The organism is Microcoleus sp. AT3-A2 (genome assembly GCF_036705685.1).
In the GTDB taxonomy this organism is placed as follows: Bacteria; Cyanobacteriota; Cyanobacteriia; order Cyanobacteriales; family Microcoleaceae; genus Microcoleus.
In genome coordinates this window covers 112779-136448 of sequence record NZ_JAUBVF010000014.1, presented here as the reverse complement: position 1 = coordinate 136448, position 23670 = coordinate 112779, and the positions used below count along the sequence as shown (strand labels likewise).

The 23670-nt window shown below is 44.2% G+C and carries 17 protein-coding genes; 9 read left to right on the top strand and 8 right to left on the bottom strand.

Annotation, left to right across the window (positions count from 1 at the left end; translation table 11 throughout):
• Positions 1 to 826: 826 nt before the first annotated feature.
• Positions 827 to 1189 (top strand): hypothetical protein, encoded by a 363-nt coding sequence (locus tag QUB37_RS11430; RefSeq protein ID WP_333161961.1) that lies wholly within the window; start codon positions 827 to 829, stop codon positions 1187 to 1189.
• A 138-nt stretch (positions 1190 to 1327) separates the two neighbouring features.
• Here QUB37_RS11430 and QUB37_RS11425 read toward each other — a convergent pair whose 3' ends face one another.
• Positions 1328 to 2017 (bottom strand): CPBP family intramembrane glutamic endopeptidase, encoded by a 690-nt coding sequence (locus tag QUB37_RS11425; protein ID WP_333161959.1) that lies wholly within the window; start codon positions 2015 to 2017, stop codon positions 1328 to 1330.
• 362 nt (positions 2018 to 2379) lie between these two features.
• On the opposite strand from QUB37_RS11425, the gene QUB37_RS11420 reads away from it, so the two are divergent.
• Together QUB37_RS11420 and QUB37_RS11415 are read left to right on the top strand one after the other, a co-directional pair.
• Positions 2380 to 3969: an Hsp70 family protein gene (locus tag QUB37_RS11420; RefSeq protein WP_333161957.1), complete on the top strand. Its 1590-nt coding sequence runs from the start codon at positions 2380 to 2382 to the stop codon at positions 3967 to 3969.
• Between the two features lie 73 nt (positions 3970 to 4042).
• The gene (locus QUB37_RS11415) at positions 4043 to 4870 is read left to right on the top strand and encodes a YwqG family protein (RefSeq protein ID WP_333161955.1); all 828 of its coding nucleotides are present in this window, start codon (positions 4043 to 4045) and stop codon (positions 4868 to 4870) included.
• Between the two features lie 131 nt (positions 4871 to 5001).
• On the opposite strand, the gene QUB37_RS11410 is transcribed toward QUB37_RS11415, so the two are convergent.
• The 4 genes from QUB37_RS11410 to ftsH3 form a co-directional block, all read right to left on the bottom strand.
• Positions 5002 to 5523 (bottom strand): L,D-transpeptidase, encoded by a 522-nt coding sequence (locus QUB37_RS11410; RefSeq protein WP_333161953.1) that lies wholly within the window; start codon positions 5521 to 5523, stop codon positions 5002 to 5004.
• Positions 5524 to 5623: 100 nt separating this feature from the next.
• Positions 5624 to 6262, bottom strand: a complete 639-nt coding sequence (locus tag QUB37_RS11405) for a bifunctional 4-hydroxy-2-oxoglutarate aldolase/2-dehydro-3-deoxy-phosphogluconate aldolase (protein WP_333161952.1) — start codon at positions 6260 to 6262, stop codon at positions 5624 to 5626.
• A 240-nt stretch (positions 6263 to 6502) separates the two neighbouring features.
• Positions 6503 to 6865, bottom strand: a complete 363-nt coding sequence (locus tag QUB37_RS11400) for a nuclear transport factor 2 family protein (protein ID WP_333161950.1) — start codon at positions 6863 to 6865, stop codon at positions 6503 to 6505.
• Between the two features lie 147 nt (positions 6866 to 7012).
• Positions 7013 to 8851 (bottom strand): ATP-dependent zinc metalloprotease FtsH3, encoded by a 1839-nt coding sequence (ftsH3, locus tag QUB37_RS11395; protein WP_333161948.1) that lies wholly within the window; start codon positions 8849 to 8851, stop codon positions 7013 to 7015.
• Positions 8852 to 9193: 342 nt separating this feature from the next.
• Here ftsH3 and QUB37_RS11390 point away from each other — a divergent pair, with 342 nt between their 5' ends.
• From QUB37_RS11390 to QUB37_RS11365, 6 genes are all read left to right on the top strand, one after another.
• Positions 9194 to 9520: a hypothetical protein gene (locus QUB37_RS11390; RefSeq protein ID WP_333161946.1), complete on the top strand. Its 327-nt coding sequence runs from the start codon at positions 9194 to 9196 to the stop codon at positions 9518 to 9520.
• Between the two features lie 348 nt (positions 9521 to 9868).
• Positions 9869 to 10324: a hypothetical protein gene (locus QUB37_RS11385; protein ID WP_333161944.1), complete on the top strand. Its 456-nt coding sequence runs from the start codon at positions 9869 to 9871 to the stop codon at positions 10322 to 10324.
• Between the two features lie 16 nt (positions 10325 to 10340).
• Positions 10341 to 11600: a class I SAM-dependent methyltransferase gene (locus tag QUB37_RS11380; protein WP_333161943.1), complete on the top strand. Its 1260-nt coding sequence runs from the start codon at positions 10341 to 10343 to the stop codon at positions 11598 to 11600.
• A 36-nt stretch (positions 11601 to 11636) separates the two neighbouring features.
• Positions 11637 to 14171: a methyltransferase domain-containing protein gene (locus tag QUB37_RS11375; RefSeq protein WP_333161941.1), complete on the top strand. Its 2535-nt coding sequence runs from the start codon at positions 11637 to 11639 to the stop codon at positions 14169 to 14171.
• Entirely contained in the window at positions 14168 to 15040 is an 873-nt protein-coding gene (locus tag QUB37_RS11370) for a GDP-mannose 4,6-dehydratase (RefSeq protein ID WP_333161939.1), read from the top strand. Before QUB37_RS11375 ends, QUB37_RS11370 begins: the two co-directional genes overlap by 4 nt.
• A gap of 27 nt (positions 15041 to 15067) precedes the next feature.
• The gene (locus QUB37_RS11365; RefSeq protein ID WP_333161937.1) at positions 15068 to 21814 is read left to right on the top strand and encodes an O-linked N-acetylglucosamine transferase family protein; all 6747 of its coding nucleotides are present in this window, start codon (positions 15068 to 15070) and stop codon (positions 21812 to 21814) included.
• Positions 21815 to 21864: 50 nt separating this feature from the next.
• Here QUB37_RS11365 and QUB37_RS11360 read toward each other — a convergent pair whose 3' ends face one another.
• From QUB37_RS11360 to QUB37_RS11350, 3 genes are all read right to left on the bottom strand, one after another.
• On the bottom strand, positions 21865 to 22194 hold the full coding sequence (locus QUB37_RS11360) for a type II toxin-antitoxin system PemK/MazF family toxin (protein ID WP_333161935.1): 330 nt from the start codon (positions 22192 to 22194) through the stop codon (positions 21865 to 21867).
• The gene (locus QUB37_RS11355) at positions 22178 to 22375 is read right to left on the bottom strand and encodes a hypothetical protein (protein ID WP_333161933.1); all 198 of its coding nucleotides are present in this window, start codon (positions 22373 to 22375) and stop codon (positions 22178 to 22180) included. The genes QUB37_RS11360 and QUB37_RS11355 overlap by 17 nt, the downstream gene beginning before the upstream one ends.
• A 183-nt stretch (positions 22376 to 22558) precedes the next feature.
• Positions 22559 to 23452 carry a CNNM domain-containing protein gene (locus tag QUB37_RS11350; RefSeq protein WP_333161931.1) on the bottom strand — a complete coding sequence of 298 codons (894 nt, stop codon included), beginning with the start codon at positions 23450 to 23452 and terminating at the stop codon, positions 22559 to 22561.
• Between the last annotated feature and the right edge of the window lie 218 nt (positions 23453 to 23670).

Below are 23670 nucleotides of genomic sequence, written 5' to 3'. Positions count from 1 at the left end.
CCCACCTAAACGGGTCTCAGCTAACTATGTTATTCTACCATAAATATAGTCTGTGTACTTACGCCGAGCTGTACTAGACAACACCCTCTGTTCAAGATAACATCATTTACGATCCAACAGACAGGGATGTACGGTAAACCGAATATCAGCCAACTTTTAATGTGGGGAGAAAGGTAGCATAAGCAACAATATGCAGTAGATAGACACCGTTTTTGGCAAAATTTTATACTCGATTCAAGAGGGGAATTCTTACCTTGAGGATGTTGATTGCCTCATTGAACCAACAGAGCTAAATACAATCAGTCGCTGTGGTTTTTTGGTAACTGTGCTGTCGGTATTGCTTGATACAATATCCTATTTGGTCAAGATTCAGAGATGGTGGTTTTCTCAAATACCAGCAGGGGCGCGATCGCGCGAATCACCGTTGTGGACGTGGGAATGAAGGGAGAAACCCTGTTTTTTAAGAGATATCCCTCGCCCTTAATTGTCATATGTTCATGAAAAAAGATGGTTGAGGCGTCCACTGTTTGAAAAAATAGGTTTCCGAATAGTGCTACATAACAGGGCTTCACCGATATAAATTTAATTAGCTGCCTGAGTTTTAAAGGTTTTAATAAAAGGCGATCTCATGAAAAAGTTCCCACAAGAGACTGCCACTGCGGGGCAGAGTATATGTAGCGTTCCTGCCCAATTCCTGTCTAAGTAATTACCGTAACAAAACTTGAGCAGCAACTTATCAAATGACCCTATAAAGATCAAAGGAATACTCAAGGGGGATCGGCCTATATCGTGCAAACTTTGACTCCTAAGCAGTAGCAGCAGCTTCGTGGTATGTATCAAACGATTTCGCCTACAAAAAATTGGATGTTATGAAAGCATAATTTTTCCTAAGTTGGCAATTCCAGATGACAATCGGTGTGATCTTGGGGGCCCGGCTGCCGATGCTTGTAGCGATATGTGGGCCAGTTTTCATGCAGCTAAAATTATGCGATCGCCAGCAAAACCAAACCTAGAATTAAAAGCAGATGTCTTAACGGAAAGCATCTTCCGCTGGGAAGATATGAACGTTCGATTATTGCACAGCATCAGTCAAGAGCCCAGTAGAATCAGCATGAATGCCAGCAAACACTTGTCGCTGCTAGTTGGCATTAACCGCAGCTACAGCCACATATACCTTGCCGAAGCTTAAAATTTATCAGGGTACATTATCGCCTGTGGCAGTGCCATGCCGCCCCGATGATGAGGGAAGATATTAGTCAGGAGAGAGAGTGGGGAAAAGGGTCAATTGTTACTGTAGAATTGCAGGCGATAGTCGCTGAAAAAGCAGCTAGTTAAAGAGGATTTGCCAACCAATAGTTGCTAGGGCTAAATCTGCGATCGCGTGGCTGATATAACTCGACCACAGCGAACGGTAAGTCAGATAAGAGTGCGACCAAATTATCCCGGCGGTGAAGACAGCTAAGGAACCTAAGATCACAGCCTGCCAGTCGCTGTAAGCTGCTATTACAAAAATGTGGTGGAGCGTGAAAAATAGCGAACTCAGAAATATTGCTTTTGTACCCGGTATGAGAATCTGGCACTGGTTGCAGACAAACCACCGCCAAGTAAATTCTTCAATCAGTGAGTTAACTAGCACAAAATATGCTTCTACAATCAAGTAAATAGTAGGGCTGCTAATACCTAATTGGTACGATTTTTCTTTTGCAACTACAGGATCGATCCAGTGCTGACCAAAAAGCCGATAGATACCTAGAATCATCGCAAACATGAATATTCCCCAAATAGATCCAGCCAGCAATTCTTGCCGCTTGGGCAGGGATAAACTGAGCTTTTTGCGATCGACAAAAACAGACCATGCGATCGGAAAAACCAGCAACCAAAGTTGACAGAAGACTGACAGTGTTTTTCCCCAGCTTCCAGGGGCAATATACAAGGCTGCTATGATACCGATACTAGCCGCAGGGACAAGTAGTGTTAGAGCCAATAGTGCTGTTTTGCGATCGCCGATATCCAGCATTTTGCACGCTTTATTTGAAAATTGGATTGATATCAAAGGTAAAAGCTTGGCAGCGGCGCACAGGTGATACCAATAAAAAAAAATGCAACTGTATGCCAGTGTTCCAAACCCTTATGCAGTCAGCCATTCCCAAGTGTTTAATCTAAAATTTAAAATGGTATGAGTTTTGTGCCACTTATAAAAGTGGCGCTTATTTGTTGCAACCAAAAATATGCAGTTGCACAAAATTGAAGACTCCGCTGCTAAAGCAGTTTTGATTGGAACTAAGTATTTATGCAAGCACAAGTTGATAATCTATTTGCATTTGGGGTTCAAAATACAATAATATAATTGAATCCCTCGTAGCTGTGTATTTTGGCTGAATGACGATCGCAATTGATTTTGGAACTAGCAACACTGTCGTCGCTCGCTGGAATCAAGCCCTCCAGCAGCCCGAAACTTTGAAATTACCGGGATTGTCGGCAATCTCGGCTCAAAATCCGCCCCTAATTCCCAGTTTACTCTACGTTGAGGACGCTGCTCAAAGTAAAGTTATACTCGGTCAGCAAGTCCGCGACAAAGGCCTGGATTTGAGTGGAGATTCTCGGTTTTTTCGCAATTTTAAGCGGGGAATTGGCACTTCTGTTCAGGGTTTTGTGCCGGAACTGGACGGGGAACTTATTACTTTTGAACAAGTAGGTGAGTGGTATTTGAGCCAAATTGTGAACTCAATTCGCGAACTGCCTTTGCCGATCGACTCTTTGATTTTTACAGTGCCTGTAGATAGTTTTGAAGCTTACCGCCATTGGTTGGGCAAAGTGTCTCAATCTCTCGAAGTAGAACAGGTGCGGATGTTGGACGAACCTACGGCGGCTGCTTTGGGTTACGGTTTAGCCGATCGCGAAAATCTGTTAGTCATTGATTTCGGCGGCGGAACTCTAGACCTTTCTTTAGTGCGTTTGGACGCTTCCTCCGACAAAAAGCCCCTCGGTTTTATCCTGAAGTGGGGCGAAAAGCTATTAGCTGAATCTTCAGCGCAAAAAACAAAAGTTGCCCGGGTTTTGGCTAAAGCCGGACAAAATTTAGGCGGTTCTGATATTGATAATTGGCTGGTTGACTATTTTGTTAAAACAAAAGGGCTGGCAAAATCTCCCATTACAACGAGATTGGCAGAACGGTTAAAGATTCAGTTGTCTTTGGTGAATCAGGCAGTTGAGGTTTATTTTGATGATGAAAATTTTGAGAGTTACGAATTAGAATTAGACCGAACTCGTTTTGAATCTATCCTCGCTGAACATCAGTTTTTTGACAAACTGGACGACTGCATGAATCAAGTATTGCAGCAAGCGCGGCGCCAAGGCTTAGAAATTGGCGACATCGACGCAGTTTTGCTAGTTGGCGGTACTGTGCAAATCCCCGCTGTCGGGCGTTGGGTGGAGCAATATTTCGAGCCGGCCAAAATTCGCTGTGACAAACCATTTGAGGCGATCGCCCAAGGTGCTCTGCAACTGAGTCAAGGCATAGAAATCAAAGATTTTCTCTATCACAGTTACGGCATTCGCTACTGGAACCGCCGCGACAATTGCCACAGTTGGCACAGTTTAATTAAATCTGGCCAGTCCTATCCGATGAGCGAACCGGTAGAATTAGTCTTGGGAGCTTCTTTAGAAAGTCAGCCAAGTATAGAATTAATTATCGGCGAATTGGGAGCGGAAACTGGCGGCACGGAGATATATTTTGACGGTGACAGGCTAATTACTCGCCAACTCGCGGGCCAAACATCGGTACAGCCCCTAAATGATAAAGAAGGAGCCCGCAGCATCGCTCAATTGACGCCGCCTGGGTATCCGGGGAGCGATCGCATCAAAATCTTCTTCCGCGTTGACGAACAGCGCTTTTTGCGAATTACCGTGGAAGATTTGCTGACAAATGAAACTTTGTTAGAGGATAAACCCGTGGTGCAGTTAAGTTAAGGATAGGTTTTACAGGTAAGGTGCGCTTCGGCGCACCCTACTGATTGCCTTCAAAACAAATTGTTAAAAGCAAATGAATTATAAACTAGAATGTCCACTCTCTCCAGAACTAGAAAAGTATCGCGACAGCATCGAAGCTACCATTAAACCTTACATCGAAATTAAAACCCAGAAGAATGATGACGTTAATTGGTGGCAGAGTAAATTTGGGGGATTTCCTTATTTACCTAAAGGCTTTGAATATCCCAAAACTTGTGACGGTAAATATTTATTCTTGCTAGCGCAACTCAACTTTGATGAAATACCGCCTTTAGATGGTTTTCCCGATCGCGGAATTTTGCAGTTTTATATAGCTGACGATGACCTATATGGTTTAAATTTGGACAATTCTGCCAATGCAGATAATCATACAATCGAAGACCAATTCAAAATAATCTATTTTCCTCAGCCCGACTTCAAAGTTGAAAACATCATTACCAATTATGATTTTTTGCCGCAACCAGAATCTTTTCCTGTTAATGGCTGTTGCGGCTTGCAATTTACTAAAAAATATGCGCCGATTAGCACCAGTGACTACCAATTTACACAAATTTTAGGATCGGAAATTGAAGAGTTATTTATGAACTCTGAAATTGAGGATGAGTACCGAGAAATATCGCATTCCTTTGGTCATAAAATAGGTGGTTATCCTTATTTTACACAAGACGATGCAAGAAAATATAGTAATACATCTGAGCAAAAACAAAAGCTAGATATTCTTCTATTCCAAATGGATAGCGATGCCAATGAGACAGTAGATATCATGTGGGGAGACAGTGGTGTCGGTAACTTTTTTATTGATGAATCAGCACTCAGAGAATTAGATTTTAGTAAAGTTTTATACAATTGGGATTGTTGTTAAAAGCAGCAGTTAAGTAAGCACACCTAAAAAAACATAGTACCCAGAACCCCGACTTCTTTAAGAAGTAGGGGTTCTAACAGATTGAATAGTGTTTGACTATGCCCAAGGCCCAATGCCCAATGCCCAAGGGTCTAAATTTCAGATTTGTGCACAACCACGGGTGTTCCCACCGAGGCCCATTCAAATAGCCATTTAGCGTGATTGACAGCTACATTTGTGCAGCCGTGAGTAACTGGATTGCCAAACAAATTGTGCCAGTAAGCGCCGTGAATTGCCATGCCTCCGTCGTAATACATTGTATAGGGAACATCCGGCACATCGTAGTCATCCCCAGTCATTCTAGTAACGCGGTGTTTGGTTTGAACGGCAAAGGTTCCCGTGCGGGTGGGAGTCGATGATTTGCCGCTGGAAATAATTACCGCGTAAACGGGTGTATTTCCTTCCCAAGCTATTAACCTTTGTCTTGACAAATCTATTTCAATCCAGCGTTCGCTGGATTGCTGCAACAGCATAATTTTATTGGCAATTATGTTGTGCTGTTCGCTGGCAAATGCGGTCATTGAACCGCCGCAGAATGTAGCAAAAGTGAGGGCGAAGCCGGCACAGAAAGTTGCAGCGCGACGGAAGTAAGTTGAGTTAATAGTCCTGTTCATTTCTCACACCTCGTACTATTTTAGATTTTAGATTTTAGATTTTAGATTGGCTTGTACTATTTTAGATTTTAGATTTGAAATGTTGGATTTGAAAGAGGGCTTAACAAGTTGTTAAGTTTTGGGTAAGATCTCGTGCAATTTGGACGATCGCGCGCCAATCGCGATTTTCCACTAAGTGTTTAGGAAATAAGTCTCCGGCTAAACCAACGGCGATCGCCCCGGCGTCAATAAATACTTTCGCATTTTCCAGCGTTACCCCGCCAGTGGGAATTAAAGGAATGTTTCCCAGGGGGCCTTGCAGGCTTTTCAGGTAAGCCGCGCCTCCCAAAGCCGATATCGGAAACACTTTAACGCAGGTAGCGCCTGCTTGCCACGCGGTGACAATTTCCGTAGGAGAAAAAGCACCGGGGACGATCGGCACTCCGGCATCAACTGCTGTTTTAATCATAGCTACATCGGTGTGAGGAGTAAACAGAAATTGAGCGCCGCAGTCTATTGCTTGCTGCAACTCTTCTAAGTTTAATAAAGTGCCAGTGCCAATACTAAAAGTAGGGAATTCGGAGCGGAGTTGGGCAATTAATTCAGCGGCTTTGTGGGTGTTCCAAGTAATTTCAATAAACTGGATTCCGCCTGCTGCTACCGATGATGCCATCTGCCGAGCGAGTTCTTTTTCGGAGGAACGGATAACTGCGATTGCGCGGTGTTTTTTTAGTAGTGTCAACCAAGATTGATGATTCATGCTAACTTATTTCGCTCCCAGATAATTTAATACAGTTCATATCGGAAGACCGAGCGGTTTCAACCGCGTCTATACAAACAAAACCCACCTCCGTGGGTTTCCGAGGGGGCGGTTAAAATTGCGTTATGTTCTTTACACCACAGGCGAGTGGACTGCGTTTGACTCGCTAGCTAGAGTAAGTAAAGCTTCAGCATCGCTCGGTTGTGCCATCCATATTACCGCCATTTGCATAACCTCGCTCTACCCGTTGTAATGAGCAACAACTTTAGTCACTTTTCCGGTTGAACTGACTTTCATAAACTCACCTGCCTTCGTGCCTTTTTGGTTGATGTAGTAAAGGACAACACTGGAAACCCCCCACATCACATCAAGCAACTCAAACTTGAGGTCAGGATAAACTTCCAGCCCCTTTTTGAAGTAGTTTCGTAGCGCTTCTTTGCCTGTCACTGTCCCAGATGGTTCGTTTAGCAGTTGCGCTGCGACAGGCGATATCAGAATTACATCTTCTGCGTAATGGGACATGATTCGATCGAGGTTATGAGTATTCCAAGCTTCTACCCAATCAAGTGCAAGTTCACGCGCTCTATCTTCAGTGACGATCATGGTTTGCTACTCCAATGCTTTTTTTCGCTGCTTCCTGTGTGCCTACAAAAAAATCGGGGCGATTCCAGACAATCCCAGAATCACCCCAATTATTGATTTCAAACTTTAGATTTAATCTAAAATCCAAAATCCAAAATCCAAAATTGATTAGGCGATCGTCGCCATTTTCACATCGCTATTAGCTAACAAATTTTGCAATTCATCAGCATCCACAGTTTCCTTTTCAACTAGCATATCTGCCAAAGCATTAAGGACGTGGCGGTTGCCGACGAGTACATCTTTAGCGCGGCGGTAAGCTTGTTCTACCAACAAACGCACTTCATCGTCGATCGTCGCTGCGGTTTCTTCAGAGAAATCGCGTTCAGCCATGATATCGCGACCCATGAACATATTGCCTTGTTGGCGACCCAGAGCTACAGGGCCTAGCCGATCGCTCATTCCGAAGCGAGTCACCATTTGCCGCGCTACTCTTGCCACTTGCTGCAAGTCGTTCGACGCCCCAGTCGTTACTTCTTCCTCGCCGAAGACAATCTCTTCAGCAATGCGGCCGCCCAAAGCTACCGCCATTTGATTTTGCAAGTAAGACCGAGAATACAAGCCAGAATCCATCCGATCTTCGCTGGGTGTGAACCAAGTCAAACCGCCAGCGCGGCCGCGGGGGATAATGCTAATTTTCTGCACGGGGTCATAATCGGGCATCAGCGCGCCGACTAAAGCGTGACCGGCTTCGTGGTAAGCTACCAAAGTTTTGCGCTTTTCGCTCATCACGCGGTCTTTCTTTTCCGGGCCAGCGAGCACGCGGTCGATCGCATCATTGACTTCATCCATCGAGACTTCGGTCAAGTTGCGGCGGGCGGCCAAAATTGCTGCTTCGTTTAGCAGGTTTGCCAAATCAGCACCTGTGAAACCGGGTGTCCGGCGGGCGATTTTTTCCAAGTCCACGTCTTTCGACAAAGTTTTGCCGCGGGCGTGAACGTTGAGAATTTCTAGGCGGCCTCCGAAGTCGGGGCGATCGACCACAACTTGGCGATCGAAGCGACCCGGACGCAGCAGCGCCGCATCGAGCACATCGGGGCGGTTCGTGGCAGCAATCAAAATGATGCCAGTATTGCCCTCAAAGCCGTCCATTTCTGTCAGCAACTGGTTCAGGGTTTGTTCCCGTTCGTCGTTACCACCGCCCAAACCAGCGCCCCGCTGGCGGCCTACGGCGTCAATTTCATCGATAAATACGATACAAGGAGCGTTCGATTTAGCTTGTTCAAACAAGTCGCGGACGCGGGAAGCACCGACACCCACGAACATTTCCACAAATTCTGAACCGGAAATCGAGAAGAAGGGAACGCCTGCTTCTCCAGCCACTGCTTTTGCGAGCAGGGTTTTGCCTGTTCCGGGAGGGCCCACCAGCAGCACGCCTTTGGGGATTTTTGCTCCGACTGCGGTGAAGCGATCGGCATTTTTCAGGAAGTCCACGACTTCTGCGAGCTCTAGCTTGGCTTGTTCGATGCCGGCCACGTCGCCGAAAGTCACCTGAGTTTGTGGCTCCATTTGGACTCTAGCTTTGGATTTGCCGAAGTTCATGGCTTGGTTGCCGGGCCCGTTTTGGGCGCGCCGCACCAGGAAAAACAGTCCCACCAAGAGCAAGATCGGGAAGAACAGGCTGCTGAGGGCTTTTACCCAGAAGCCTTCGTCGCTTTGGGGCAGAACTGAAATATCTACGTTATTTTTGGTCAGGATGTTGATCAGTTCTGGGTCGTTTGGCAGGTTAACGAGTACCTTGTTGCCGTCCTGGGCTGTGACCAGGGCTTTGCTGCGATCGGAACTGATATTTATTTTGTCTACTCTCTTGCCTTCGACTTCCTGAATGAATTGACTGTACTTCCAAACTTCGCGGCTTGGGGGCTGTTTATCAAAAAATGCGGTTGCTAAGGCAATGACTACAATAGCCAGCAGTGCGTACAGGCCAGCGTTTCTCCAGCGTTTATTCACCGAGGTCGATCTCCTAATTTTTAGTCCCTGTGACTTGGGAATTTTTATTTATGTTCATCAATCTTAACGTAATTGTAACTTGTTTTTGTGTGGTGAGGAATCCCGGCCGTGCTGTGGCGGTCTCAGGTCGCGGGAACCGAACTTCTCATCGGTTTGTGAATTTGCTGTTACATATACAATATTAAATGATTTTTGTCAAGAGTTGGCGTCCCCCAGCCCACAAGGTTTTCGGCGATCGGGGGGCGATTTTCCGTTAATCTAGTAGAAACCAAGAAGTGAGCAGCGATGGGAATTACCTACACTACCTTAAAAATTAGAAATTTTTTGACTGACAGCTAGATAGTGGATCGAGAGGCAAAAGTAGATACAGGAGCGACGATGCTAGTTTTGCCAGAATCAACTGCTGCACAGTTTAACTTCGCTAAGATTAGGAAGCAGATAGTTAAGTATGCTAACGAGGAGAGTGCTGAAAGAGATATTGTTAGTGGGCTTGAAGTCGAAGTGTGCGGTAGGAAAGGTTGGTTTGAAGCAATCGTCCCACCTGGGAAAAAGTATGCTTTACTCGGTGCTATTGTGATAGAGGCGCTGGATTTGATTGTCGAACCCAGAGGGTTGCAAATATATCCCAATCCTCGCTCTCATAGTCTACCTATGGCTGAGATCGAGTAGAGCGTTGAATTTGTCAATTGAACGAGAGAGAGTGATGTTAAAGCTGCTTGCGCTCGGATGTCTCAATCCTCAGCGTTTTGTATGTAAAATAATCCTGTGTGCGTGCAAAAACGTTGTATAAAATAGTAGGGACTATTCTGGGAACAACCGAAATGGGTGTTCGTCTGTTAGCAAACGATCTATATTAGTAGCTTGGCGGTAACAACTACGATAAAATCTTTAGTGTATGACTGATGCCTAAGACAGGAGCGAGGGTTACAGCGTGATGTGCGGAAACTTCCTTTAGAAAAAACGAGCTATCGCCAAACATCCTCAGTTAGATTCTTTTAAACCAATCACATTTGACCTATGGCAGAAACACTTGGCTCTCTCTGCGACAAATTGACAATTGTTAAATTGAAACAGTGGCATTCCGAAGACGAAATCAGACTCAAGAGCCTTGCTGTTCAAGAAAAACAGCTTCAGCAGGAAATGAACGAATTTATTAGCGCTGCTATATCGGGTAAAATTCCGATCGCTCGCCTGACTTTTGCCTCAAATAAAGTTTATAAACAAGAAGGCAATTATGTGCCTGATGTCCTTGGCAGCATAGGCGAAATCTTCTCGCAGCTCGCCCACGTTAACTGCAACTTGTGGCACGAACAAGAAAAAGTCTATGAGTTTGAAAAAGTGGCAGCCTCTGAAAAAGATCGAGTTGTCAAACAGCTAGCGATATTGAACTTAGAACGGAATAAGTGTATAGATGGAATAGATGGAAATTTAAAAGCACTGGTAGAAAAGCTAAGCTCTCAAAAAAATAACTAATTTTAGAGGTAAAACAATGCACTTAGGTCATCGTAAAACTTGTCGGGTATGCGGTTCTTCAGCCCTCACCCCAGTGATTAATTTAGGCGAACAGTATTTGCAAGGTTCCTTTGTCAAGCCAGGGAAAGAAGAACCACCCCTGAGAAAAATTTCCCTTTCTCTAGTGCGTTGCGATCCCACAAAAGATGAGAAAGCCTGCGGTTTATTACAGATGGAACATACGGTTCCGCCGGAAGTTTTATATTCTGCCTACTGGTATCGTTCCGGCACGAACCAAACCATGCGAAATCACTTGCAGGGAATTACTGAAGAAGCAGCATCCCTGATTGGCAAAAGCAATGCTCGTGTTTTAGATATTGGCTGTAATGACGGCACTTTACTAAAGTGCTATCCGCAAAACTTTATCAAATTTGGTGTCGATCCGTCAGACGTAGCTCAAGAAATAACCGGAGACATTACTGCAATTCAAGACATTTTTCCTTCAGAAGAACTCACCAAGGTTTTACAAGGCGAAAAATTTGACATTATTACGTCAATCGCCATGTTTTATGACCTGGAAGATCCGGTAAGCTTCTGCAAAGAAATCAAAAAAGCGCTTGCTCCTGGTGGTTTGTGGGTCTTTGAGATGTCTTATATGCCATCCATGCTCAAGATGAATTCTTACGACACAATTTGTCACGAGCATTTGGAATATTACAGTTTAGCAGTGCTGGAATATATACTGAAACAAGCTGACTTGAAAATAGTAGATGCCGTACTTAACGACATCAACGGCGGTAGCATTCGCTGTTATGCAACGCATCTTGACAACTTTGCCTTCAAGAAACAAGAAGCTGTGACGCGCATCAAGCTATTACGTCAGGCAGAATTTGACATGGAGCTGGATACCGACAAACCATACAAAAATTTTCAAGACAGGATCAACGTGCATAAAGAGCAGTTAGTTTCGCTGCTAAAAATGTTGAAAAAAGAAGGTAAGAGCATTCACATTTACGGTGCATCGACTAAAGGCAATACAATTTTGCAGTGGTGCGGAATTGACAATCGCATTATAGATGTAGCGGCGGAGAGAAACCCAGATAAGTACGGCGCTTATACGCTCGGTACTGACATTCCGATTGTCAGCGAAGCGGATTCAAGGGCAATGAAGCCGGATTATTATTTAGTCTTGCCGTGGCATTTTAAGGAAGAATTTCTCAAGCGCGAGGAAGAAATACTGAAAAGGGGTGTTGGTCTAATCTTCCCTTTGCCTAACGTGGAAATTATCAAATACTAAGTCAAGAAACAAGACAGCGCACAACAGGATAAAGCTATGGCACATTTCTTCATTCATAACAGTTTTCACAGCGGCGATGTGATTTTGACAAGAGCCGTAATTCAGGCGGTTAGAATTAGTTTTGCGGGGGTGAAAATTACCCTGGAGTGCGCTGAAGTCTCTACTTATCTTTGGCAGGATTTCGAACTGCCGATCGCGCTGTATCAAGGCAGCGAATACAAAGGCACAGAACCCACACCAAACTGCCCCGATGATGCCATATTTGTCAATATGTGGTTTGGAGTTTTTGAGGATATTTTGAAACTCTACGGTATGACTTACCAAAATAACGTTCATACCTTTAATCGTCAGATGTATCAGCAGCATATAAATCATAAATATCTGCTGTCGATACCGATTCACATCCCCATGATTACCTTCTTTGGGCAGCCCGAGAAGGTAATAGAAGTTAGAAAAAACAGCATTTTGGTAGAAAACGGGGAAGTTTTCTCGAATCAAAGCTATTTTTATTTAAACGCACATCTGAAGCAGATTGCATCGGATTTTCCTATTATCAATTTTTACTGTTCAGCTCCCCCTAAATTTGCCGCTGCGAATATTGTTGATTGCAGCGACATGAACCTTAAAGAGTTATCGCAAATAGGAGACAAATGTATTGGTTTGTTGATGAAAGGAAGTGCTATAAATGCCGCCTCCCAAACGGAGATTAATCGATATAAACCTCGCTGTATAGTTGGTTGGGATTTACCAGAGAAGCTTTGGGATAACTTGGAAAATCCGGTGGTTTATGCCAAAAATTATGAAGAAGTCAAAAAATGGCTTGGGAAGCTTGCGGAAGATATTAGCTTACTTACAGGGGAAACCAAGACAGCAAATCTTATTTCTCCGAGCGAGTCAAAATTGCACAAACCACTAGCAAGCAAAGACAACGATAACTTGCTAGATAAAATTTTGATTGTCTCCCACAAGGAAAAACAATGCGGCGTGCATGAGTACGGTCTTAATATTGCTGAAGCGCTCAAAAAATCAACTCAATACTCTTTTATATATGCGGAATGTTCAAGTTATGAAGAGTTTTTGGATAATGTCAACAAGGTAAAACCATCAGCAATTATTTACAACTATTATTCCTCGACATTACCTTGGGTTAATAAGAAAATACTTCAATCCATCAATGTACCACACATTGGGATTATTCACGAAGTTACCCAGCGAGTAGCAGATGCAGCAAATAATACACTTTTTCAGTACCATATAGGCCCAGATCCTACATTGCAACTGAAGAATCCAATTGTTTTTAAAACGGGAAGAATTGTACTGCCCTACACGAATAATTACAGATTACCAGAGATCCCTACTATTGGGAGTTTTGGATTTGGAATGCAAGGTAAAGGATTTGAGAAGGTCATTGCCACTGTACAGCAAGAGTATGACGAGGCACTGATTAGGCTGCATATTCCCTTTGCGACTTTTGGCGATGCTGACGGCAGCCAAGCAATTGCTATAGCACAACGATGTCAGCAGTCGATCGTTAAGCCCGGTATTAAACTCAGTTTGACTCACGACTTTCTCAGTCAAGAAAAATTACTTGATTTTCTTGCACAAAATACGGTTAACGCATTTTTCTATGAAAAACATGAGAATCGTGGTATATCGAGCACGATCGATCACGCGCTGGCTGTAAAGAGACCTATTGCAATCACAAAAAGCAATATGTTCAGACATATTATTTCGGCAAAGCCTTCAATTTGTATTGAAGATTCAAGTTTGAAACAAATTGTTGATAACGGTATTGCACCGCTTGTGCCGTTTTACAATGAGTGGAGCGAAGCTAGTTTCGTTTTGGATTATGAACGTATGCTTGCTCAAGTATTAGGGAAGCAAGAGAAGTGGCACAGCAACAGGTATTTAGATGTTGGTATTCCCAATGTAACATCATTGAATCGGATATTGGATGATGCTGCCCGATCGCAGTACCAACCTATTATTAATCAGTTATTTGCGCTGGTTCCTGAGATGATGGTTCGTAAAATACCGGAAGCTAATATTCAGCAAGCTTTTATTTTGGATACTGTGCAAAAAATTGCGTCCAAGTTTGCTGCTCCTAAAATTTTATGTATTGGCAGTTATGAAGATAGTGCTGCTGGTGCATTGAAAAAGCTCGGCTACCCCATGGAAGAAATCGATCCGGCTATCAATTGCGATCTCAACACCTATTTTCAGAAACCGTCTACTATCAAGGGCAGTTATGATATTATTTTTTCAACATCTGTGATCGAGCACGTCCAAAATGATGAACTGTTTATGGTGCAAATCGCTGAACTTTTGGCACCCGGAGGTACTGGAATTTTAACGTGCGATTACAACGATCAGTATAAACCGGGCGATCGCATTCCGGCAGTAGACTTCCGCCTTTACACTCAGAAAGACTTCCGACAACGACTTCTTCCTTTATTGAAAAATTGTGTGTTCCCTGACGTTCCGCAGTGGGATTGTCCGAATCCAGATTTTATCTATGAAGGATGTCGTTATACATTTGCCACCTTTGTTTTTCAGAAAAATAAACTGTGAACGCTCTTATTTTTGGTGCTAACGGACAAGACGGATATTATCTCAGTGAGTTGTGCAAGTCCAAAGGAATCAAACCTATAGGCTTATCGCGATCGGGAGATTGGATTCGTGGCGATGTATCTGACTGCGAGCAGGTTGAGGAGTTCGTAAAAGAATACAAACCAACCTACATATTTCACTTAGCTGCTAAATCAACGACGCGACACGACGCACTGTTTGAAAATCATGCAGCAATTTCTAGCGGTACACTGAATATTTTAGAATCAGTTTACAAACACAGCCCCACGTCTAAAGTTTTTATTACAGGTAGTGGTGTTCAATTCTATAATGATGGCAATCCTATTTCTGAGGATACTGCTTTTGAAGCAAGCAGTGCTTATGCAGTTGCTCGCATTCAATCAGTTTATGCAGCCAGATATTACAGAAGTCTCGGTATCAAAGCCTATGTAGGATATTTATTCCATCACGAAAGCCCTCTCAGAAAACCCAATCATGTCAGCCAAAAAATTGTACTTGCAGCTAAGCAGATTCTACGGGGTGCTGATGAAAAACTGCAAATAGGTGATATCTCTGTAGAGAAAGAATGGACATTTGCGGGTGATGTAGCACAGGCTATAATGACATTGATTGAGCAGGATAATATTTTTGAAGCAGCCATCGGTTCCGGCAAAACTCATTCCATAAAAGATTGGATAGAAGTCTGCTTTTCGCACCTCGGTTTGGATTGGACGCGCTATGTAGAGCCGGCTGAGAATTTTCAGACTGAATATAAGCGATTAGTATCCAATCCCGCGCTAATGCACAGCCTGCACTGGCAACCAAAAATAGACCTGCGACAACTCGCAGTTATGATGATCGAGACCCGATAAAATTACACTCTAAATTTAGGTATTTGAATGATGAAACAATTATCTCAGCCCGCTTCTTACCCCTATACACCTATCCACAAACATTACGGTTTTGCGGTTTTTGGGCCCCAGGAAATATCGCCATATCTGCAAACAGCCCAAGAGCTAAAAAACAGCGAACCAAACTGCATAATTACATGGTTCACTACTTCTGAAAGTGAGAGGGCGCTGCAAAACAATCCCTACATTGACCAACTTATTGTTCTGGAGGGAAGCGCGAAGTCCCTAGAAACTGAGATACCGCGCTTGCAGTCAGAACGTTCTTGGTCACGATTTTTTACTTCTGAACAGTCTTCTGGCAAGCGAATCTTGCTAGGACAACTTGGCTTAAATGGTGATTGCCTTCATGCAACCACTTTGGCTCGGCAAATCAAGCAGGATTATCCAAATTGCCATTTAACTTGGGCAATTTCATCTATGTGCCGGAGTGTAATTGAAGAGAATCCATTTGTTGATGAAATTTGGGAATTTCCCGCCAATAATTGGCAGCAAATAGTAGCAGCTTGGTATGAGTTGGAAAAAGAAGTACAGCAGCGTCTTAATCGCGGTGAATTTGATGAAGTATTTTTGACGCAGGTGAGTCCAAATAACTATCAAAATTATGATGGAACTACTAAAGCATCTCTTTTTCGCGGCTATCCAAAACCGATTACTGTTCCCATCCAGAATATTCTGCGCCTGCGAACTGATGAGATTGAAAGAGTCCGCAATTTTGCTGAGCAGCACAGCTTGCTGAAACGCAGTCATGTTATTTTATTTGAATGTACGGGCAGTAGCAGTCAATCTTTTGTTAAGCCAGAATATGCTTTGTCTGTTGCTCAATCGCTGCTGTCTCGCTTACCGGATTGCAGCATTATTCTTTCGTCTAACCTGAAAATTCCAGTAGCAGATGCACGAATTATTGATGGTAGCGTGTTGACTCTGCGAGAAAATGCGGAGTTAAGCAAATATTGCAGTCTTTTAATTGGCTGTTCTAGCGGCGTAACGCAGACAGTATTAACAGATTGGGCTAAACCGTTACCGATGATTCAGTTGTTGCTGGCATCTACATCAGTATATGCTTCGATCGCGCACGATCTTGAATATTGGCAACAGTCATCAGAGCAAGTTTTAGAAATGACGGATTGCTCGGTAGAACACGCCGTTGAATGTGCTTATACTGCTCTTGTGCAAGGATTTCCCGAAGCGCGACGCCGATTTCACCAGCAAATTCCCTTAAATTTTAACTTCTATTTGAATCTGGTTCGTCAAGCTCTCCTGCAAAACTGGAAGTTTCTTAAAGCGGCGCGATCGGTTTTGCATACTACGGAGCGATACGGTTGGCATCCACAGCTAAAAACTTTTGTACAAAATGAGTTAATCCCTAAGATAGATGTAAATAGAACTTTGCAAATAACCCCGGAAAATTATTCTAAGTTTTTGCAAGAGTTTGTTGGGGACTGGGAAGAGGGTAAAAAAGTTACAGTTTCGGCGATCGCTCCTGAATCGACAAGCACTCACAGACCTTTTTGGTCAGTAATAATACCGACTTACAACCCAAAAAATCACTATCTTGAACAAACGCTCAAAAGCGTCCTGGAACAAGCTCCCAACTCCAGCGAAATGCAGATAGAGGTAGTCGATGATTGCTCTGCGAATTCTGATGTAGAGGAAATTGTCAAGAAAGTCGGCAACGGTAGAATTTCTTTCTACAAGCAATCTCAAAACCTGGGTCAAGTTGCTAACTGGAATGATTGCATCCAGCGTGCTCGCGGTAATTGGGTTCACATCCTGCATCAAGATGATATTGTCTTGCCAGGATTTTACAAGAGTCTGCAAACAGCATTAGAAACCGCTCAAAATGTAGGAGCTGCTTTCTGCCGCCACTACTATATAGATGCAGGTGGAAATCAGCAATTTTTATCGGAAATTGAACGGGAAACAGCGGGGATTATAGAAAACTTCTTAGAGCGAATTGCAGTCCGGCAAAGGATTCAATTTGCTTCTATTGTTGTCAAGCGCAGCGTTTACCAAACATTGGGTGGGTTTTCGGCGCAAGCTGCTTCTGCTGCTGACTGGGAGATGTGGAAAAGAATTGCATGTCATTGTAAAGTTTGGTATGAACCTCAGATTTTAGCGTGTTTCCGCCTGCACTCAGCCTCAGAAACTTCTCGCTTAATGCAGTCTGGGGGGAACATTGCAGACGCTCACAAGGCTATTAAACTTTCCCAATCTTACCTTCCCCAAAATATCGCTGAGCAATTATCTAATCAGGCGAAAGAACACTATGCGATCGAAGCTCTAAAAATAGCGCATTCAATGATTGCTAGAGGGGATGTAAATTCGGCGATCGCCCAAATTCGAGAAGGATTGAAATGCAGCACTTCCTCAAAAGTAATTAGTTTGCTGCCCGCTGTCTTCCTGTCGAGCGAATCTGAACAACAGCCAACTTCAGAAACGCAAAAGCAATCGCCCAAAATTATCATAGACGGCGTAATGTTTCAGCTACACAACTCTGGAATTACCCGCGTCTGGCATTCATTAATTACAGAATGGGCAAGTCAGAGTTTCAGTCAGCACATCCTAGTCCTCGATCGCAATGGAACTGCTCCCAAAATTGCCGGAATAAATTATCGGCAAGTCGCAGCTTATGACTATAGTAATACTGAAAGCGATCGCGAAATGTTGCAGCAAATCTGCGATGAAGAAAAAGCCGATTTGTTTATTTCTACTTACTACACTACACCGCGAGCGACACCCTCTGTATTCATGGCTTATGACATGATTCCAGAAGTCATGGGAGCGAATCTAGCTAACCCGATGTGGAAAGAGAAACATCAGGGTATCCGCCATGCTTCTGCATACGTTGCAATTTCCGAAAATACAGCCCGCGATTTAGTAAAATGCTTTCCAGATATTTCTCAGGAGTCGGTAACAGTTGCTCATTGCGGAATTGATAGGAAATTCTCACCATCGACATTGGTAGAAGTTAACCAATTAAAGACGAAATATGGTATTTCAAAGCCTTACTTTCTTTGGGTTGGCGATCGCGTCGGATTTAACGGCTATAAAAATGCAGTTTTCTTCTTCAAAGCCTTCTCTCAATTTGGCAGTAAACATCTATTTGAGATTGTCTGCGTCGGCGGTAACTCGGCATTAGAAACAGAGTTGCAAGCATACACTTCCGACATCACAGTTCACCTGCTAAAACTGAGCGACGATGAATTGCGAAGCGCTTATTCGGGCGCTTTAGCATTAGTTCAGACCTCAAAATATGAAGGTTTCGGGTTGCCATTGCTGGAAGCCATAGCCTGCGGTTGCCCAGTAATTACGTCTCCAAATAGCTCCATTCCTGAAGTATTGGGTCAAGCAGCTTTATATGTGAAGGGCGAGGATGTTGATGAACTGACAAAGGCCTTTATTGACATTCAAAATTTTGACCACCGTCAAATATTAATTGCTGCTGGTAGGGAACAAGTTAAAAAATTCTCTTGGTCAAAAATGGCAACAACAGTTAGTTCAGCGTTGATGCAAGCCTGCGGCAGCCAACAGCAAATCCAGGCAAAATCGCCGGCAGATCCAATCTTATTGTCAAGCATTATCGAGCAATACCAGAAAAATTCCGCTGATTTATCTGCACTAGCAAATGTCCGCCAAGCTAGAAAACAAATTGCAGCAATTTGGCTTAGCTTACCAGCCGAACAAGTTGCAAGTGCCTTTGCAGGCGAAGCAGGCAAACAGCACCAAGCGCTGCTGGCTAGCGACATTAGATATGAACCGCTAACGGATACAGAAGAGGGTTTTGTGAGCGAATTAGTCGCCAATGTGGCGAAAGGATTTAACGAGCCAAAAGCCATCAATTACCTGCTAGCAGCCATGCTGTACCGACGGGCAGACCAATTGCCGCTCAAGTACGATCGCGCTACAGTGCCTAATTGGTTCGCCAACGAATATCTCAAATTCATGTTTACTTGTCCGAACGTATTTCAAACCCGAGGAGAAGCAGACACTTACTATCAATTCATCCAAGGCTGGATTGATTACTTACATACTAATTTGTTCAAAAATCCAGATTCGCCCCTGTGGCAGAATATTGCTTTGTTGTTCGCGCAAGTTGCGAACTTTATCCCGCTTTATTTTACCACGGCCAACCTACGCGATATTTACACCAAACGGGCGGAAATTATTGAGTTTTCGCTCAAAAATCGCGGCAGTTCAATTGATTGTATCTTCCCGGCGCGATCGCCAAATCGGACAAAAATCCGCCTCGGCATCATCAACGACCATTTCGCGCCGCAAACCGAAACCTTCGCTACCATCCCGGTTTTCGAGCATTTAAACCGCAACGAGTTCGAGATATACCTGTACGCGCTCAACACCAGCGGTCACCAATTAGAACAATACTGTCAAAGTCGCGCCGACAAACTGGTTGCACTCCCGAAAGACTTTGCATCGCAAGTCCAAACAATCCGCGCCGACGACTTAGATATCCTGTTTTTCGGTACGAATTTAACAGCTATTAACAAACCGCTGACTTCACTAGCAATCCACCGTTTAGCGCGGGTACAAACTACATCTTTCTGTTCCCCTACAACCACCGGAATCCGCCACATGGATTACTACATCGCAGGTCAATTTACCGCGCCGGATGCTGGTTATCAAGAACAATATCGCGAACAGTTGGCTGTTCTCGAAGGCAGCGGTTTTTGTTTCACATACGCAACAGAATCGGAAGTTGCTACAGTTAAACCTACCCGCCAAAGTCTGGGGATTTCAGACAATACAACCGTTTTTATCTCCGGCGCCAACTTCTACAAAATTCTGCCGGAGTTGAGGGAGAGTTGGGTAAAAATTCTAGCTGCTGTACCCGATTCAATCTTGATTTTATATCCCTTCGGGCCGGCTTGGACTCGCACCTATCCGGCAACACCTTTTGTCAACAATCTGAACGCTGTCTGTGCTAAATACGGCGTCAATAACAACCGCTTGCGGTTCGTAAAACAACTGCCTAGTCGCGCGGATGTGAAAGAATTTTTGCAGCTAGCAGATGTTTATCTCGATTCCTATCCTTATGCTGGGGCAACATCGTTAATTGACCCTTTGCAAGTAGGATTGCCGGTGGTGGTTGTGGAAGGAAATGCTTTGCGGTTCCGCCAAGGTTCGGCGATGCTGCGGGAACTGCAAATGTCTGATTTAATTGCGTATGACGAAGCATCTTACATTCAGCTAGCCGTTACCCTCGGCACTAACCCGCAATTGCGGCAGCAAAAACGGCAGGAAATTCAGCAAAAAATGCAAGGCAATCCGCGCTGTTTTGACAGTGTTGCATACTCTGGGGCGATCGGCAAATTATTCCAAGAACTCTTTGGCAAATGGCAAACCAGCCACCTGGAAGCATCGCGCAGCTTACAGGATAGCATTCCCAAGCAGCCAGATTTGGGCGAGATTCTCTCGAATGCCCTCAAGCTTTACCAACGAAACTCCTCAAACATCTCAGCAATATCCGAACTGCGTCAAATCCGCAAACAAATCGCTGATTTTTGGCTGAACCTTCCCACCGAAAACCTCGAAACCGCCTACAAAAGCGCTTCAGGTAACAGCTATCAAATCCTGCTCACAAGCGACTTCCAACGTCAACCGATGATGGAAAGCGAACAAATGTTTTTGCAGCAATTAACCCAGATTAGCAAAGGATTAGTGCATCCCAAAGCTGTCAACGCCTTGCTCGCGGCGATGCTGTATTTCCCGCCGGAAACCATGCGAATTCCCGACGCTCGCAACCGTTTGCCGCACTGGTTAATTGGGGATTACGAACAAGTTTTTGAGACGGAAGCCGCCGTCAAGTCTGATGCAACTTCTGACTTGCTAGCTCAATACATTCAATCGCCACAATTTGCGAATCAACTGTTAGGATGCGTCAATCTTTACCGCATCGATCCGTCAGACGAATCGGTAGTTTTGGAACTCCGCCAAATCAGAAAACAAATGGCTGATTTTTGGCTGACTATTCCTTCAGAAAAACTCGAAAATTTTTACCGAGGAGACGTTCGCAAGGGATATCAAGCAATTCTTAGCTGCGGCTTGCAAGCAGAATCGATGACTGAAGCGGAACAAAAATTTTTGCAGCAACTGACCGAAATTAGCAAAGGGTTGGTGCAGCCTCAAGCTATCAATGCTCTGCTGGGTGCGATGCTGTATTTTGTACCCGGTAAAATGCGGGTTCCCGATGCTCGCACCCGCTTGCCGCAGTGGTTGCTTGAAGATTACGAAAAGGTGTTTGAAAGCGCATTTGCAACAACAGAACAACCACTTGTCAAACAAGATTATCTGCCGCAGTTTCTCAATCAATTAACTGCTGCCGTCAATCTTTATGAAATCGACCCGACGGCTGAATTGGTAATAGCAGATTTGCGGCAAATTCGCAAGCAAATTGCCGATTTATGGCTGAGCGTTTCCGGGGAACAACTGGAACTTTTGTACCGGAGTGATTTTGGCAATGGTTACAAAGAAATGCTGGGCTGCAGGTTTATTAACAAGCCGCTGGATGAGAGCGATCGCGCGTTTTTTAACTCGTTGGTTGCTGAGTTGAGTAAAGGGTTTGGAACACCTAAAGCTGTGAATAATTTGTTGGCGGCGATGCTGTATTGTCGGCCTGGACAGTTGCGGGTTCAGGATGCGAAGACTTGTTTGCCGGCGTGGTTGTTGGCGGATTACGAGCAGTTTGTTGGGGGTGCGATCGAGCTTGCTGTGAAGTAAACGAAGGTAATTTGTATCGAAAACACAGGATATTATAGTGTATAGCTGCACTAAAACCCTAACCAACCTCGAAGAGATTGCTCCAGTCGCTCAGCATCAGAATCTGCTAATTTGCCAATCGTCATTGCAATCAAGCTTTCATGTACTGTATACAAACCTCGCTTGACTGCTGTGGCCACATTTAACCCTGCTTTTGACCATTCAGCAAGTACGAACTCACCCTCAAGTAAGGATGCTGTTTTGCTTGTCAATGGCACAATCATGATGTCTTGAGATACGTGCGGCGCACTCACAACAATTGCTGGTCTTACCTTAGAACTAGACAAGTCTGAAAAGGGATATCGAACCAAAATTATGTCATTTTTAGAGTAGCTGGGCATAGACATCATCCTCAGTATTATCCCAAACTGTATCTAGTGATGTTTGACTGACTTGAAGCCAAAACTCAGTTTCTTCATCAGGTAAGAGTGTTACTAATACTTTTGCCCCTTCGGGTAATTCTGATAACTCCAACAGTTCAATTTTCCCTTGTCGAACAGTAGCCCAAAGTGTTTTTAGCATATCCACCTCATAAACTGTGCTTTATTCAATTTGCAGATTTCTGGTAGGTTGTCGCACTGAGCGACTAATTACAACCTAACACTGTTTTAGCCCGATCGCCAAACGGAGAGTAAATCCAAGTTATTGCAGCGGATTAATCGCTTTGAACATGGGGAAAAGGGGATATTAAACCTGGATTTGCTATCAATTCAACACAAGTTCTGGCTGCTGAGTCTCAAACAAAGGGCGAGTTACCTGACGCAAGAGCACTGTTTCTAAACTGCCTTCTACTACATTTTCTGCTTCTATTTCCAACTCGCCCCACAATAGCCGATCGCCTTGATTTGGGATTTTACCTAAATTGTGGATCACGAATCCGGCGATTGTTTGGTACGCTTGGTTAGTCGGCAGGTTTAACCCGAGTTTTTCGTTAACTGCTGTCACTTCCCAATTGCCAGAAATTAGTGCTGAATGAGCATCTTTTTGAACGAAAGTTGCCTGGGAATGTGACAGCAGCGGTTGAGACTCTTTACTGGTAATCCAATCGGTCAGCAGCCGCACGGTACCGTTGAGAATTGCTAGCAGTGGCCACAGTAATTTTGAGCAGAGTTCGAGGGCCGGCATCAGCAGCAAAGCGGTGCGTTCTGGGGCGTGGGTTGCTAATACTTTGGGGATTAGTTCTCCTAAGACTATTTCTACGTAAGTTACTAAGATAAAAGCTGCGGGAACTGCGATCGAATGAGCAGTCAGCATAGCGGGAAAATGACCGATCGGCAATTTGTCGATCCACGGTTCGATCCAGTGTACAGTTGCTCCCTCACCCAACCAACCCAACAGCAAACTCCCTGCTGTTGTGCCAGTTTGAGTCACAGACAGGTAATGCGGTATGTTTTTCTGAGCTTGGTGGACGAGTTCGGCGGTTTTAGCAGTTGGGCGATCGTCCGAGTGGGCAAGTTGGCGGATTTGATGGCGATCGGCTGATACTAATGCTAGTTCTGACGCCACAAAAAAGGCGATTAAAAGTGTTAAGCCAACCAACATTGCTAACCTCAGCAGTGTTTGGGCTACTTGTATTTCCAGGCAAGTAATGCTGTCCAAGATAGATATCTAATATGATAGATGTTTTAGGCTAATTCTTTTATTTTAGCTGGCGATTCAGATAGGTTTATCCCCCGACATTTCGGATATCCCCACTACCCTTATTCGTAGGTGCGCCGAGGCGCACCTTACCCGTAGAACTTGTAGACTCTTTCTCTTCTCTTCCTTCGCGCTCTTCGCGTCTTCGCGGTTCGTTTTAACTGAGATATTGTACCATC

Coding starts and splice junctions, on each gene's coding strand:
- QUB37_RS11425 (WP_333161959.1), bottom strand. CDS start 2,017: ATGCTGGATATCGGCGATCGCAAAACAGCACTATTGGCTCTAACACTA.
- QUB37_RS11355 (WP_333161933.1), bottom strand. CDS start 22,375: ATGCTAAAAACACTTTGGGCTACTGTTCGACAAGGGAAAATTGAACTG.
- QUB37_RS11400 (WP_333161950.1), bottom strand. CDS start 6,865: ATGATCGTCACTGAAGATAGAGCGCGTGAACTTGCACTTGATTGGGTA.
- QUB37_RS11410 (WP_333161953.1), bottom strand. CDS start 5,523: ATGAACAGGACTATTAACTCAACTTACTTCCGTCGCGCTGCAACTTTC.
- QUB37_RS11365 (WP_333161937.1), top strand. CDS start 15,068: ATGATGAAACAATTATCTCAGCCCGCTTCTTACCCCTATACACCTATC.
- QUB37_RS11360 (WP_333161935.1), bottom strand. CDS start 22,194: ATGCCCAGCTACTCTAAAAATGACATAATTTTGGTTCGATATCCCTTT.
- QUB37_RS11420 (WP_333161957.1), top strand. CDS start 2,380: ATGACGATCGCAATTGATTTTGGAACTAGCAACACTGTCGTCGCTCGC.
- QUB37_RS11405 (WP_333161952.1), bottom strand. CDS start 6,262: ATGAATCATCAATCTTGGTTGACACTACTAAAAAAACACCGCGCAATC.
- QUB37_RS11385 (WP_333161944.1), top strand. CDS start 9,869: ATGGCAGAAACACTTGGCTCTCTCTGCGACAAATTGACAATTGTTAAA.
- QUB37_RS11380 (WP_333161943.1), top strand. CDS start 10,341: ATGCACTTAGGTCATCGTAAAACTTGTCGGGTATGCGGTTCTTCAGCC.
- QUB37_RS11415 (WP_333161955.1), top strand. CDS start 4,043: ATGAATTATAAACTAGAATGTCCACTCTCTCCAGAACTAGAAAAGTAT.
- QUB37_RS11375 (WP_333161941.1), top strand. CDS start 11,637: ATGGCACATTTCTTCATTCATAACAGTTTTCACAGCGGCGATGTGATT.